Source organism: Thalassobacillus cyri, assembly GCF_900107755.1.
Classification (GTDB): Bacteria; Bacillota; Bacilli; order Bacillales; family Halobacillaceae; genus Thalassobacillus; species Thalassobacillus cyri.
In genome coordinates this window covers 307932-321084 of the sequence record NZ_FNQR01000004.1, presented here as the reverse complement: position 1 = coordinate 321084, position 13153 = coordinate 307932, and the positions used below count along the sequence as shown (strand labels likewise).

General features: G+C 44.5%; 15 protein-coding genes. All 15 read right to left on the bottom strand.

The window, feature by feature from the left end; translation table 11 throughout:
* Nucleotides 1-9: 9 nt before the first annotated feature.
* The 15 genes from BLV00_RS07335 to BLV00_RS07265 all read right to left on the bottom strand — a co-directional run bounded on the left by BLV00_RS07335 (nt 10) and on the right by BLV00_RS07265 (nt 13135).
* Nucleotides 10-264: an HPr family phosphocarrier protein gene (locus BLV00_RS07335; protein WP_093043947.1), complete on the bottom strand. Its 255-nt coding sequence runs from the start codon at nt 262-264 to the stop codon at nt 10-12.
* A 159-nt stretch (nt 265-423) separates the two neighbouring features.
* Complete coding sequence (gene whiA / locus BLV00_RS07330) at nt 424-1389, bottom strand: DNA-binding protein WhiA (RefSeq protein WP_093043945.1); 966 nt, start codon at nt 1387-1389, stop codon at nt 424-426.
* A 33-nt stretch (nt 1390-1422) separates the two neighbouring features.
* Nucleotides 1423-2376 (bottom strand): gluconeogenesis factor YvcK family protein, encoded by a 954-nt coding sequence (locus tag BLV00_RS07325; RefSeq protein WP_093043943.1) that lies wholly within the window; start codon nt 2374-2376, stop codon nt 1423-1425.
* A 1-nt stretch (nt 2377) separates the two neighbouring features.
* Nucleotides 2378-3268: an RNase adapter RapZ gene (gene rapZ / locus BLV00_RS07320; RefSeq protein WP_093043941.1), complete on the bottom strand. Its 891-nt coding sequence runs from the start codon at nt 3266-3268 to the stop codon at nt 2378-2380.
* A 58-nt stretch (nt 3269-3326) separates the two neighbouring features.
* The gene (locus tag BLV00_RS07315; protein WP_093043939.1) at nt 3327-3794 is read right to left on the bottom strand and encodes an NUDIX domain-containing protein; all 468 of its coding nucleotides are present in this window, start codon (nt 3792-3794) and stop codon (nt 3327-3329) included.
* A gap of 713 nt (nt 3795-4507) precedes the next feature.
* Nucleotides 4508-5458 carry a thioredoxin-disulfide reductase gene (trxB, locus tag BLV00_RS07310; RefSeq protein ID WP_093043937.1) on the bottom strand — a complete coding sequence of 317 codons (951 nt, stop codon included), beginning with the start codon at nt 5456-5458 and terminating at the stop codon, nt 4508-4510.
* 133 nt (nt 5459-5591) lie between these two features.
* Nucleotides 5592-6602 carry a tetratricopeptide repeat protein gene (locus BLV00_RS07305; RefSeq protein WP_093043935.1) on the bottom strand — a complete coding sequence of 337 codons (1011 nt, stop codon included), beginning with the start codon at nt 6600-6602 and terminating at the stop codon, nt 5592-5594.
* 102 nt (nt 6603-6704) lie between these two features.
* Complete coding sequence (hisIE, locus tag BLV00_RS07300) at nt 6705-7331, bottom strand: bifunctional phosphoribosyl-AMP cyclohydrolase/phosphoribosyl-ATP diphosphatase HisIE (protein WP_093043933.1); 627 nt, start codon at nt 7329-7331, stop codon at nt 6705-6707.
* On the bottom strand, nt 7328-8086 hold the full coding sequence (gene hisF / locus BLV00_RS07295) for an imidazole glycerol phosphate synthase subunit HisF (RefSeq protein ID WP_093043931.1): 759 nt from the start codon (nt 8084-8086) through the stop codon (nt 7328-7330). The genes hisIE and hisF overlap by 4 nt, the downstream gene beginning before the upstream one ends.
* On the bottom strand, nt 8087-8815 hold the full coding sequence (gene hisA / locus BLV00_RS07290; RefSeq protein WP_093043929.1) for a 1-(5-phosphoribosyl)-5-[(5-phosphoribosylamino)methylideneamino]imidazole-4-carboxamide isomerase: 729 nt from the start codon (nt 8813-8815) through the stop codon (nt 8087-8089). It lies immediately after the preceding gene.
* A complete protein-coding gene (gene hisH / locus BLV00_RS07285) occupies nt 8812-9459 on the bottom strand; it encodes an imidazole glycerol phosphate synthase subunit HisH (RefSeq protein WP_093043927.1) in 648 nt (215 codons plus the stop codon). The genes hisA and hisH overlap by 4 nt, the downstream gene beginning before the upstream one ends.
* A 2-nt stretch (nt 9460-9461) precedes the next feature.
* Complete coding sequence (gene hisB, locus BLV00_RS07280) at nt 9462-10055, bottom strand: imidazoleglycerol-phosphate dehydratase HisB (RefSeq protein ID WP_093043925.1); 594 nt, start codon at nt 10053-10055, stop codon at nt 9462-9464.
* On the bottom strand, nt 10055-11326 hold the full coding sequence (gene hisD / locus BLV00_RS07275) for a histidinol dehydrogenase (RefSeq protein ID WP_093043923.1): 1272 nt from the start codon (nt 11324-11326) through the stop codon (nt 10055-10057). Before hisD ends, hisB begins: the two co-directional genes overlap by 1 nt.
* Nucleotides 11323-11961: an ATP phosphoribosyltransferase gene (hisG, locus tag BLV00_RS07270; RefSeq protein ID WP_093043921.1), complete on the bottom strand. Its 639-nt coding sequence runs from the start codon at nt 11959-11961 to the stop codon at nt 11323-11325. Before hisG ends, hisD begins: the two co-directional genes overlap by 4 nt.
* Nucleotides 11954-13135, bottom strand: coding sequence for an ATP phosphoribosyltransferase regulatory subunit (locus BLV00_RS07265; RefSeq protein WP_093043919.1), 1182 nt, complete (start codon nt 13133-13135; stop codon nt 11954-11956). Before BLV00_RS07265 ends, hisG begins: the two co-directional genes overlap by 8 nt.
* Nucleotides 13136-13153: the final 18 nt, after the last annotated feature.

Sequence of the window (13153 nt, the reverse complement as noted above, 5' to 3'; positions counted from 1 at the left end):
ACTAAGAAATTACACTTTTACTACGAAAGCCTGCAATTCTTCCATAGCAGGCTCTTCATCTGAGCCATCCGTAATCAGTACGACTTCTTCATCGGTACCGATAGCAAGGCTCATCAACCCCATTATGCTTTTTGCATTGACTCTTTTTCCGTCCTTCTCAATGAATATATCTGATGAAAAACGATTAGCTAATTGTACGAATTGTGCTGCTGGTCTAGCTTGCAGACCAGTATCCAATTCTATTTTCAACGACCGTTCAACCACCTGAATTCTCCTCTCTTGCACACTTCTGATTGGGGAAGCGCTATCATAGTTGGTGATAGAAAAAACGCCCTCGAAGAAAGCGTTTTTTAATTGCATTAATTATAGCATGAATCATCTACAGATGACACGGATTTAACTAAGAAATAATATCCTGTTCCCCTACCCCTTTGGAGTCGGATGTATTTCTCCTTTACGAACTTTTTCTGCAAACTCATCAATCTTTCTCAACCGGTGATTGACACCAGACTTACTGATCTTTCCGGCGGAAACCAATTCCCCCAGTTCTTTCAAAGATACATCCTGATGAAGCAGACGCAGCATAGCGACCTCCTGCAGCTTTTCAGGTAAAGCTTCAATCCCTACCGTATTTTTGATGAACTTGATATTTTCGACTTGCCGGAATGCGGCGCCTATGGTTTTGTTCAAGTTGGCTGTTTCACAATTGACCAGTCGATTGACTGAATTCCTCATATCACGAACGATACGTACATCTTCAAATTTGAATAATGCCTGATGGGCTCCGATATTACTCAGGAATTCCGTGATTTTTTCGGCTTCTTTGATATAAGTGATAAACCCTTTTTTCCGTTCAAGCGTGCGGGCGTGCAAATCAAACTCGTTCATCAGTTCGCACAATGCTTCATTATGTTCCTGGTAAGAGTTATAGATCTCCAGATGATAGGAAGAGGTTTCCGGATTATTTACAGATCCGCCTGCTAAGAACGCTCCGCGTAAGTAGGCGCGTTTACAGCAAATGTCTTTCTTATGGTTTTCCGAAATCGTCCGATTGAATGAAAAAGGACCACCATTCATAATTTCAAGTTCTTCTAAAAATGCTTTAACGTCCTCTTTCATACGGACAATGTAAACATTATTCTTTTTTAGACGCATCTTTTTCCGAACAAGCAGCTCCACTGGCGAATGATAAACCTTTTTGATCAATGTATAGATTCGCCGTGCGATAGCTGCGTTTTCTGTTTGGACATCGAGGGCGTAGGTTTTATTAGAATTCAAAGAAACGGATCCATTCATACGGATTAATGCTGCCAGCTCCGCCTGTACGCAGCACGGTTTCTCTGCCTGGGCATTGGTTAATTCTTTTTTTATTTCAGAAGCAAAAGACACGACGTTCACCTCCCTGCAAGAACTCCTTGCTTTCTACAGCATACTGTAGAGCAGGTTCGCAATTTTCTTCGTATCGTGGCGCAACATCGCTTTAGAATGATCGATGATATCTTCCTCAATAACTTCCAATTTCATGTTTCTAATTCGCTCATTATCATAAACGACCGGCTCGGCCTGTTCTTCGGCATATATCTTTCTTACATCATGTTCAATCGGTTGATTGTGGACAATGATGGAATGGACACAACCTTGGCCGACATGTTCCAATATAGCTTTAACATGATCTCCTGCTGAGTAACCATCGGTTTCTCCATGCTGCGTCATTACATTGCATACATACGTTACTTTCCCGGAAGTTTCTCTTAATGCTTTAGATATCTCGGGAATAATTATATTTGGAAGCGTGCTTGTATAAAGGCTTCCTGGTGCAATGACAATCAAATCTGCACTTTTTATTTCTTCCACCGCTTCAGGGAGCGGCTTTACGGGGTCAGGCTCAAGAAATACCCGCTTGATCCTGCCTGGATGTTTAGGAATGTTTGATTCACCGGAGACTAAATTTCCATCCTCCATTTCAGCATGTAAATACATATTCTGATTGGCAATCGGATAGATCTTCCCTTTCACATTCAGTACACGGGAAATTTCTTTTATTCCCGTGAAAAAGTCCCCTTTCATCGAGGTCAATGCGGCTAACAATAGGTTGCCCATTGAGTGTCCAGATAATCCATTTCCATTTTCAAATCGGTGCTGGAACAACTCTAACAGCATCGGCTCTGCGTCTGACAGAGCTGCAATGACATTTCGTATATCTCCTGGTGCCGGTATCGACATTTCATTACGCAATCGCCCTGAACTTCCTCCATCATCAGCTACCGTTACAATTGCAGAAAGGTCGATAGGAAGATCTTTCAACCCGCGGAGCAGTACTGGCATACCTGTCCCGCCTCCTAATACGACTACTTTGGGTAGTGCTTTATTTGTCATATCAATGGCCCTTTCTTTTATCAATATCACGGTGGCTGGCGTGTGTGACGTAGTCCGTAGAAAAATGCCTGCGTAAATGTTCGGCGATAGCGACAGAACGATGTTGTCCTCCAGTACAGCCAATTCCGATGATCAATTGGCTTTTACCTTCCCGTTTATACTGCGGCAGCATGAATTGCAATAAATCAATCAATTTTTCTAAGAATTTCTGTGTATCTGACCATTTGAACACATACGAGGATACTTCGCTATTAAGTCCAGTCAACGGCTGCATATGTTCAACATAGTGCGGATTCGGTAAAAAACGCACATCGAATATCAGATCAGCATCGATAGGAACTCCGTATTTGAAACCGAACGAGACCATTTGAACAGAAAAAATCTCCCGCTTCTTTTGTGTGTTCGCATAGGTCTGAATAATTTGTTCTCTTAACTCCCTCGGTTTCAAATCCGTTGTCTCAATAATTGTTTGAGCCCTTCCTCGTAACTCATCCAGCATCCGGCGCTCTTGTTTGATACCATCCAAAGGCAATCCGTCTTTTGCCAATGGATGCGAGCGGCGTGTCTCTTTATAACGGGATACAAGTGCCTGGTCCTGCGCATCTAAAAATAAAATATGTTCCTGCAGCCATGGTTCATCAACAAGTTTATCAAGGACTTCAAACAACGCATCGAAAAACTCCCGGCCTCGTAAGTCCATGACAAGTGCAACATTTTCTATATTATTTGATGAGTCCTTCATTAATTCAAGGAACTTTGGCAGCAAGGCAGGAGGCAAATTGTCAACGCAGAAGAACCCTAAGTCTTCAAAGCTCTGAACTGCCACTGTCTTACCAGCCCCGGACATTCCCGTGATGATTACTAATTGTGTTTCTTGTTCTTTTTTCGCCATGTAAGAACCCTCTCCTTATCAAGCAGCAATCTAAACTTTTACTCCGTAATACTGATCGTTATTCAGGATCGGTCGGATCGAGATCGATGTCGAGCAGCTGATAGTCAGGTGTGTACACAAATGTCCCATAGATTTGCTCATCGCTTGTTAAGATATGGTTAAAAATATGGCGATCTCCTTCAGCCATCGGCTTACCCAATACATCATCGATATGCACCCACTCCAGCTCTCCTTCTTCACTTTCTTCCAAGAGCGCTCCTTTATAGTCCCTGCAATAGAAAGTGAACATCATCCACTCTTGCACCGTTTCTTCTCCGTCACGGATTATAAAAGTAAAGGAGCCTTTCATTTTGGGATTTTGAATGGATAATCCTGTTTCTTCTTTGAACTCTCTGACAGCCGAATCTTTGATCGATTCTCCTGGCTCCATCTTGCCGCCTGGGGCTACATACCAACCTCTTCTTGGCTTTTTTAACATTAAAATCTTATCGTCTATGTGTAAAATACAATTCGTCACTCGTTGCAATTACGTCACCTCATCCTTATTCGAGGACATCTTTTACTATTATACAATGAATGGGATTCGTCCCACAATGATGCAAGCTTTATTAATAAACCAAAAGGTTCTTTGGTGTTATTTTTATAAAAGCCTTATTCAACAATAAGGCCGAAAAGTCAAAGACTTGATTTCGAGATACTTTGGGTCCGTTGCCGAGTCAGGAGTAAGGGCGGCTGGGAAACGATTCGCTTTCCAGCTTCATCGCCTAGATACTCGCGACATAAGCAGCCCATCAACGGGATGAAAGAGGCCTTCCCTTTTGCTGTTCTGCTTATGCGTGTCGTGTCTCCCAAGGCGATTACGCATTCATTTCTTTCCTGTGGGTGGGTGCTGAGTCTCCTCAGGCTTTGCCTTGCGGGGCCTCGCCTGAGGAAGCTCACCGTACGTCCACGGAAAGGGAGTGGTTTCCCAGAGCCCATCCGCCATCATTTAATGTAACGAAACCAATGTTCAGCAAACGGGAGCTTTAACTGTAAGTTCAATAATGATATTTAGCAGCGACAACCAAAAAAATGCACAGGTGGCTAGGCACCTGTGCTTAATAGATCTATCTATTAAAAGGGGGTCAATTATTAATTATAGTATACCCCACAATTGTTTCATGCGTGTTACAGGAGAATTAAGATGCAATTACTATTTTTAGAGTCCTGCACATATGCCCGCACACCAACCATTACAGCTTATTTATTGACAACCTTCAGTTCCTCCATCAGGTTTTCGATATAATGCTGCGCAGATTGAGCAGCGATACTACCATCGCCGGTTGCAGTAACAATTTGTCGCAACGTTTTCTCACGGATATCTCCAGCGGCAAAAATTCCAGGAATTTTCGTTTCCATATTATCATCGGTTGGAATATACCCTTGATCATTAGTAATACCAAGGCTGGCGAATGGATCGCTTAAAGGAATCATTCCGATATAGATGAACACCCCATCTGTATCGAATTCGTACTCTTCTTCTGTTTTTTTGTTGTAAAGGGTGACACTTCCTACTTTTCCATCCTTATCATTGATGGACTTCAGCACAGTATCCCATACGAATTCCACTTTTTCATTATCAAACGCTCGCTGCTGTAATATCGGCTGCGCCCTCAGTTCATCACGACGGTGCACGATAGTCACTTTGCTTGCGAAGCGAGTCAGGTAGACCCCTTCCTCGACAGCAGAATCTCCGCCACCAATTACGACAAGCTCTTTATCGCGGAAAAATGCTCCATCACATACCGCACAATAGGATACACCGCGTCCGCCCAGTTCTTTTTCACCAGGCACACCGATTTCCTTATATTTAGCACCGGTTCCTATGATGACCGCACGTGCTTTATATTCTTTATTTCCTGCTACGACTGTTTTATATTCTTTTCCATCTATGATTTCTTTGATATCCCCATAAGCATACTCCGCACCAAATTTCTTCGCATGTTCAAACATTTTGTTAGAAAGATCCGGTCCGAGGATACTTTCGTAACCTGGGTAATTCTCCACATCTTCTGTATTCGCCATCTGACCGCCAGGAATTCCCCGTTCAATCATCAGCGTATCTAAATTCGCACGTGAAGTGTATACGGCAGCTGTCATACCAGCCGGCCCTGCACCTGCGATAATTACATCATAAATATGCTCTTCCATTTCTATTCAGCCCCCTAATATACATTGACTCGAACTGTCAGTTTTCATACTATCATCCTATAAAATTGAGTCTCCTGCGTCTATTAATATGCTCACCAGGGTATATACGGAACGTCATCTCCCCAGAAACACCTCAAGAAGCATTCCAAGGACCACCTTCCTCGCTCAATTCCGGATACTTTTTACAACCTTCTTCCCATAAATGCAAAGCCTTGGCAGGTTTTCCGGTATGATAGGATGCTATGCTGTGCCACTTATAGAAGTTCTTCGTCCGCTTAACATCCTTCGATCGGATCGATTGGAACCGCTCGCATGCTTCACGGTAATGGCCTGTTCGTGTCAATGCCTGGGCAATATAAAGCTTCTGATGATCATGTATCGGGAAAATCTTTTTCACCATCTCGATATGGTCATCACTACGAGCATCATTACGTTCTTTATAGAATATTGCTAAATTGACATGGCTGTGCAGATTATCAGGCTGCTGTTCTAACCATTGTTGCTCCAATTCGATCGCCCCTTTTTCATCTCCATGATGAAATAAGGCGTAGGTATATTCATGCTTTGCTGCTGTATAATCAGGAAACATCTGCATCATTTCTTCCAGCAAGGCTATTGCTTCTTCCCATTCTTGATGCTGAATATGGTGGAGAGCTGTCTCCTGGTATATAAGCAGTTCGTCTTCATCTTCAAGGGTCCACTCATCCTCATCATCTTCTTCTAAGGAAGTGACCAATTCTAATAATTGCTCAGCAGCCTCTTTGAAATCTCCCTGCTGCGTCTTCGCTAAATAGGTTTCCGCGTATTTTTTGGCATCTTTGAATAAACCGAGGTGTGCATAGTTATTGGCTATCAAATAATAACAATCCACATACTCTTTGCCGAATACCGATAATACCTCGGTCAATAATTGGTTCGCTTTATGATAGGAGCCTTGCTCTGTGTGAACCACAGCCAATTGGCAAGCGTAGAGTGGCTCGCGCGGGGACTTTTCTATCGCTTTCTTCAGCCATTTAACAGCCATTACAAAATTCCGCTTTTGAAATGCCTGTACACCATAACTGAAATAAAATTCCCCGTCTGCTACAAAAGGAATCACGTTATTATTCGAATTTCCTGTGGCTGCATTCTTGGAAGTAGGCATCCATATCCTCCTATCACCGTTTCAGTACGTATGACAGTATAACACAGATGATTCTGGGGATATAGAGGTTTTTTGACAAAAACAGTAAATATGATACTTGTATTATTTACTATGCCGTTTCTCTAAGACTCCAAGTACCTGGTCAATCGATACGTTACGATCAGTAAGCAGTATTAACAAGTGAAACAGCAAGTCTGCTGACTCCATTGACAGTTCTTCGGGATCATTATTTTTAGCTGCAATAATGACTTCTCCCGCTTCTTCCCCGATTTTTTTAGCAATCCGGTCGACACCCTCCTGGAAAAGCTTACTTGTATACGACCCTTCCGGTTGTGTGGCTTTCCTATCAGCAAGGATGGTTAGCAATCGGTCGAGAATTTCATACCGGTTTTCTTTAGGAACTGATTCTCCAGGGACCAATGATTCAGAGAAGCAACTGTAGTCCCCCTTATGACAAGCGGGCCCATTCGGTATTACTTGTACAAGCAGTGCATCCTGATCGCAGTCATAATCGATGCTGGTAACTTTCTGGGTATTGCCGGAAGTCTCTCCTTTATGCCATAGTTCCTGACGGGAACGACTGTAAAATACCGTTTCATGCGTTTCCAATGTTTTCTCCAGTGACTCTTTATTCATATAGGCAAGTGTCAGCACTGATTTACTACGTGCATCCTGTACAATTGCTGGAACCAGGCCTTTATCGTCAAATTGAATCTGTTCAATATTCATCGCACGACCACTCCTTTTTCTGAAAGGTAATCCTTTACTCGTTGGACGGATGTTTCTTTATAATGAAAAATCGACGCAGCTAATGCTGCATCAACATCTGATTCCTTAAAAACCTGGTTAAAATGTTCAGCAGAACCTGCCCCTCCGGAAGCGATAACAGGGACATTGACTACTTTTTGAACGGCCTTTAGCATTGGCAGATCAAAGCCTGTCTTTTCCCCATCCTGGTTCATAGAAGTCAATAGAATTTCGCCGGCACCCAGCCGAACCGCTTCTTTTGCCCAGTCTTCCAATAGCCATTCGGTCGGTTTACGGCCGCCGTGGGTATAAACACGCCATGTATCCACTTCGGAATCAAACCTGGCATCAATGGCAACTACGATGCACTGGGTTCCGAAATAATCCGAACTTTCTTTGATTAAGTCGGGCCTTCTTACAGCAGCTGAATTGAGCGAAACCTTATCGGCACCAGCTCGAAGTATCGCCCGGATATCCTCTAATGACCCAATGCCGCCTCCCACGGTAAAGGGAATGGCTAATTCGGAAGCAACCTGGCGGACAACATCAATCATCGTCTTCCTTCCCTCATGGCTGGCGGAAATATCTAAAAATACGAGTTCGTCTGCACCTTGCTCATCGTATACCTTCGCCAGTTCAACCGGATCCCCGGCGTCACGAATTTCTACAAATTGAATACCTTTTACAACTCTTCCTTCTTTGACATCAAGACAAGGAATGATTCGTTTCGCCAGCATCTATTCTTCCTCCTTCAGCGCTTCTTCGAGAGAGAATTGATTTGTATAAAGAGCTTTCCCGACGATCGAACCAACAACCTGGCTGGACTGATACTTTTTTAATTCACGTAAGTCCCCCAGCCCTTTGATACCGCCTGAAGCGATAACATTTGTATTTGTCTCTTCAGCCAGCCGTACAATTTCTTTTGTATTTGGCCCGGAGAGCATCCCGTCTTTAGCAATATCCGTATAGATGAATGTTGAGGCCCCGGCTTCAGCAAGCTCTTTTCCGAGTGAGACCGCAGTTACTTCTGAACGTTCAAGCCAGCCATCGGTTGCCACGTAACCATCACGGGCATCAAGGCCGATGGCAATTTTGTGCCTGAATTTCGTCAACAGCTCTTTCGTCAACTTCAAGTCACGAATAGCGAGTGAACCGATGATCACCCTGTCGACACCTTGATCCAAATAAAAGCGGACATCCTCTTCGGAACGGATGCCGCCGCCGATTTGCACGGAACATGATAGCTCTTTAGCCACTCGAATGACATGCTCTGCATTTTGTCTGCTTCCTTCTTTTGCTCCATCAAGATCAACCATATGAATCCAGCTCGCTCCAGCTTTGGCAAAGCTTTTCGCTACCTCAAACGGATTTTCTCCATACACCGTTTCTTTATCAAAATCCCCTTGCTCCAATCTGACACATTTACCATTACGCATGTCAATGGCCGGGTAAACTGTAAAGCTCATGCTTGTACTCCTCCTTGATCCGGTACTATCTTTTTGCAAAAATTCTCTAACAGCTGCATACCTGCCTTGCTGCTTTTTTCCGGGTGAAATTGACTGGCATATAATGAGCCCCTGCCTACGATTCCTGGTACTTCTACATGATAATCCGCTGTAGCCAGTAAAACAGATTTGTCTTCTGTATAAACGTAATAGGAATGGACGAAATAGACATAGTCATCGCCAATCCCTTCCAACAACGGATGGTCAGTCTGCTTGATATCAAGCCGGTTCCAGCCCATATGTGGAACTTTATAGGAGCGGCCCCCTTCATCGATACCCGGAAACCTGACAATCCTGCCTGGAAGAAGTCCAAGTCCTTTCGTCAATTGATTTTCTTCACTTTCTTCAAATAACAACTGCATCCCAAGACAGATACCATATAGCGGCACACCCTCAGATGCTTTTTCTTTGATGAATTCAACAAAGCCATGCTTCTGCAAAGCTTTGACAGCATCAGGAAAAGCTCCGACACCTGGGAGGATATAACCGTCGCAGTCAGCAATCTGCTCTGGACGCTCTCCGAATTTATAAGGAACTTCCAATCGCTCTAATGCTTTTGAAACACTGAACAGGTTCCCCATACCATAATCGATGATACCAATCATAATCAAAGACTTCCCTTCGTACTTGGTACTCCTTGTATTCTCGGATCAATTTGTGTCGCTTCATCCAGTGCACGGGCCATCGCTTTGAACATCGCCTCAACGATGTGATGACTGTTATGGCCATGATGGACGACAATATGTAGATTGATCCTTGCTTCAAGCGCAAACTTCCAAAAAAATTCATGGACATTTTCTGTATCAAATGTACCGATCTTTGCGGATGGAATGGCAGCTTTCCATTCCAAATGTGGACGGTCACTTAAATCGACAGCTACGGTGACCAGTGTTTCATCCATCGGTAACGTCATGGAGCCATAACGTTTAATGCCGGCTTTGTCCCCTACCGCTTCACGAAAAGCCTGACCAAGACAAATCCCGATATCCTCAGTCGTATGATGGTCATCGACTTCGATATCGCCATGCCCTTTTATCGTCAAGTCAAATAATCCATGTTTAGAAAATAACTCCAGCATATGGGATAGGAATGGGACCTGGACATCGAGCTCTTGTTGACCGGTCCCATCCAGGCTGATTGTCAGACTGATGTCTGTTTCTCTCGTTTTCCGTTCGATTGCTGCGGTACGTTTGTTACTCATCACTTGTTCTCCTTCCGTGCCTCGACTGCTCGCGCATGAGCTTCTAATCCCTCCAGCCGGGCAAAACGGGCAATTTTCTTATGATTTTGCTCCCAAGCTTGTTGACTATAAGATATCACACTGGATTTCTTTACAAAATCATCGACATTCAACGGACTGGAAAATCGAGCCGTACCGTTTGTAGGCAAGACATGATTCGGTCCGGCAAAGTAATCACCGATTGGTTCACTGCTATATTTTCCAAGGAAGATCGCTCCGGCATGTTTGATTTTCGCCAACTGTTCAAACGGAGAACCAGTTACTACTTCCAGATGTTCAGGAGCGATGAGGTTGATCACATCTTCTGCTTCATTCATTGTATCGCACACAATGATAGCTCCATAGTCTTCTATACTTTTCCTTGCAATCTCTTCCCGCGGCAGAGTTTGGAGCTGCTGCTCCACGGCTGAATGGACTGCTTCTGCCAATGTGCCGCTAGTGGTCACCAAAACACTCGATGACCGGGCATCATGCTCAGCCTGGGAAAGCAGGTCTGCTGCCACTTGCTGTGCTTCAGCTGACTCATCTGCAAGAACTGCGATTTCACTTGGACCTGCAATCATATCGATGGCGACATCACCAAAAACTTCTCGTTTGGCAAGTGCTACAAAAACATTGCCTGGTCCAACGATTTTATCGACAGGGGATATCGTTTCCGTCCCATAAGCAAGGCCCGCCACTGCCTGGGCACCGCCAACTTTATAAATCTCATCGATACCAAGGATGTCAGCAGCTACTAATACACCGGCTGGCACCTCTCCATTTGGTCCCGGAGGGGTCATCATCGCAATTCTTTCCACACCCGCCACCTGAGCGGGAATGACATTCATGAATACAGAAGATGGATAAGCCGCCGTGCCTCCGGGTACGTATACACCAGCAGCATCAATCGGAGTGATTTTTTGGCCAAGAATCGTACCATCAGCCTGGGTGTCAAACCAGGAAGTCGATTTTTGTTTGGCATGAAAATCCCTAATATTCTCAGCTGCTTCTTTTAAAATTGTAACCAGATCAGCATCGATTTGATTGTATGCCTGCTTGATTTCATCCTTGTCTACTTTCAGGCTGTCTAAATGAATCCCATCAAATTTTTCAGTATAATGCCGTATCGCTTCATCGCCTCGTTGTTTAACATCGGCTATAATCGATTTGACTGCCGCTCTTTGTTCCTCTGTACCAGCATCGACACTGCGCTTAAAGGAGGTAACTTTATCTTTTTTTAAGATTTTCATACGAAGTCCTCCCCTACCACTTCACTCAACTGGTTGACCATCTCATCGATTTCTTTACTTTTCAACCGGTAACTTACCGGATTGACGATCATCCGGGAAGTGATCCCGACAATTTTTTCATATTCGACCAGCCCGTTCTCTTTCAGTGTCCTTCCTGTCGATACAATATCTACAATACGGTCAGCGAGGCCAATCAATGGAGCTATTTCGATGGAACCATTCAGGGGAATAATTTCAATTTGCTCCCCTTGTTCACGGAAATAGTCGGATGCCACTTTTGGGTACTTCGTGGCTATTTTCGGTGCGATTTTGCTAAGCGGTTGATCCGGCAGTCCAGCTACGGCAATATAGCAAGGGCTAATTCCAAGATCCAGCACCTCGTATACATCACGGTCCTGCTCTAGTAAAACATCTTTTCCTGCAATTCCGATATCGGCTGTACCGTATTCCACATAAGTGACGACATCCATCGGCTTAGCCATCATGATCCGTATATTCTGTTCGGGGAATTCAAGGATCAGCTTTCTTGATTCCTCCTGTTCCGCCAGTAGATCATATCCCGCTTTTTTCATCAATTCTGCCGCTTCTTCAAAAATCCGCCCTTTTGGCATGGCGATCGTCAATGGCTTATGCATCCCGGCCACCTCCTGTCGTCAAATCGATTGCTTCAGCCAGACCTGCTTTGAATTGCTGCAGATCCGGTACTTGATCGACATGCTGAAGTAACACTTTTTTTCCTTTTGAGCGCAGATCCTGCGCCTGTTTTAACCCCTCCGCAAATGTATCATCATCGACCAGAATGCCAATGCGCTGTTCTTCCCCAGATTGTGCCGCCAGGGCCTCTACCAGACGCTCAAGACGGATGGCGAAACCAGTCGCAGATGCATTGAGCTGGAATGAAGGGAGCAATTTATCATAACGACCGCCATTGCATAACAGCGAACCAAGGTTCGGAGCATACCCTTCAAAAAGAATGCCTGTATAATAGTCCATATGGCTGATCAAGTTAAGGTCGAAACTGACATATTGCTCGACCTCATACTGCTTCAGCATCTTATACAGTTGCTTCAGTTCGTTGATTGCCTGCAGACATTCCTGGTTGCGGGCGAGTGATTTACTTTGATCGAAAACTTCATCTTCTCCGCGAAGCTTCATCAATCCCATCAAAGACCTTTTCGCCTCGTCACTTACAGCCAGTGCTCTTACCGCTTCCTGGTACCCCACGTGATTCTTCCGGTAAAGATAGCTCATTAATTCTTCTGTATTGGCTGGGTCATCTCCAAGGATTTCTTTGAAAAAGCAACGGACGTATCCAACATGCCCGATTGTGATTTGAAAATCATCCAATCCAGCGCGCTGCAACGAACGGATCAACAAGGCGATTACTTCTGCGTCACCATAAGAAGAATGGTCGCCGATCAGTTCCGTACCAACCTGTTCGAATTGCGCAGGCTTGCCTCCCTCGGTCTGTTGAGCACGGAAAACGGGTCCATCATATGCCAACCGCAGCGGAAATTCCGCATTTTTCAATTGGGACGCTGCGACCCTCGCAATCGGTGCCGTCATGTCCGGGCGTAACACAAGCGAATGACCTTGCTGATCGAGCAATTTGAACAATTGCTGATCCAGGGTCGCACTTGCTTCACCGACTGTCTCGTAATATTCAAGAAATGGTGTATCCATAAACAAATAGCCGAACCTGCTGATCTCTTCTGTCAACAGCTCGCGGGCTTTTTTCTTCTGGTTATAAAAAAAGGGAAGCGTATCCCGCATTCCCAGTGGCTTTTCAAACATTAACCGCTTAGCCATGGAGTGCATCCTTTCTAT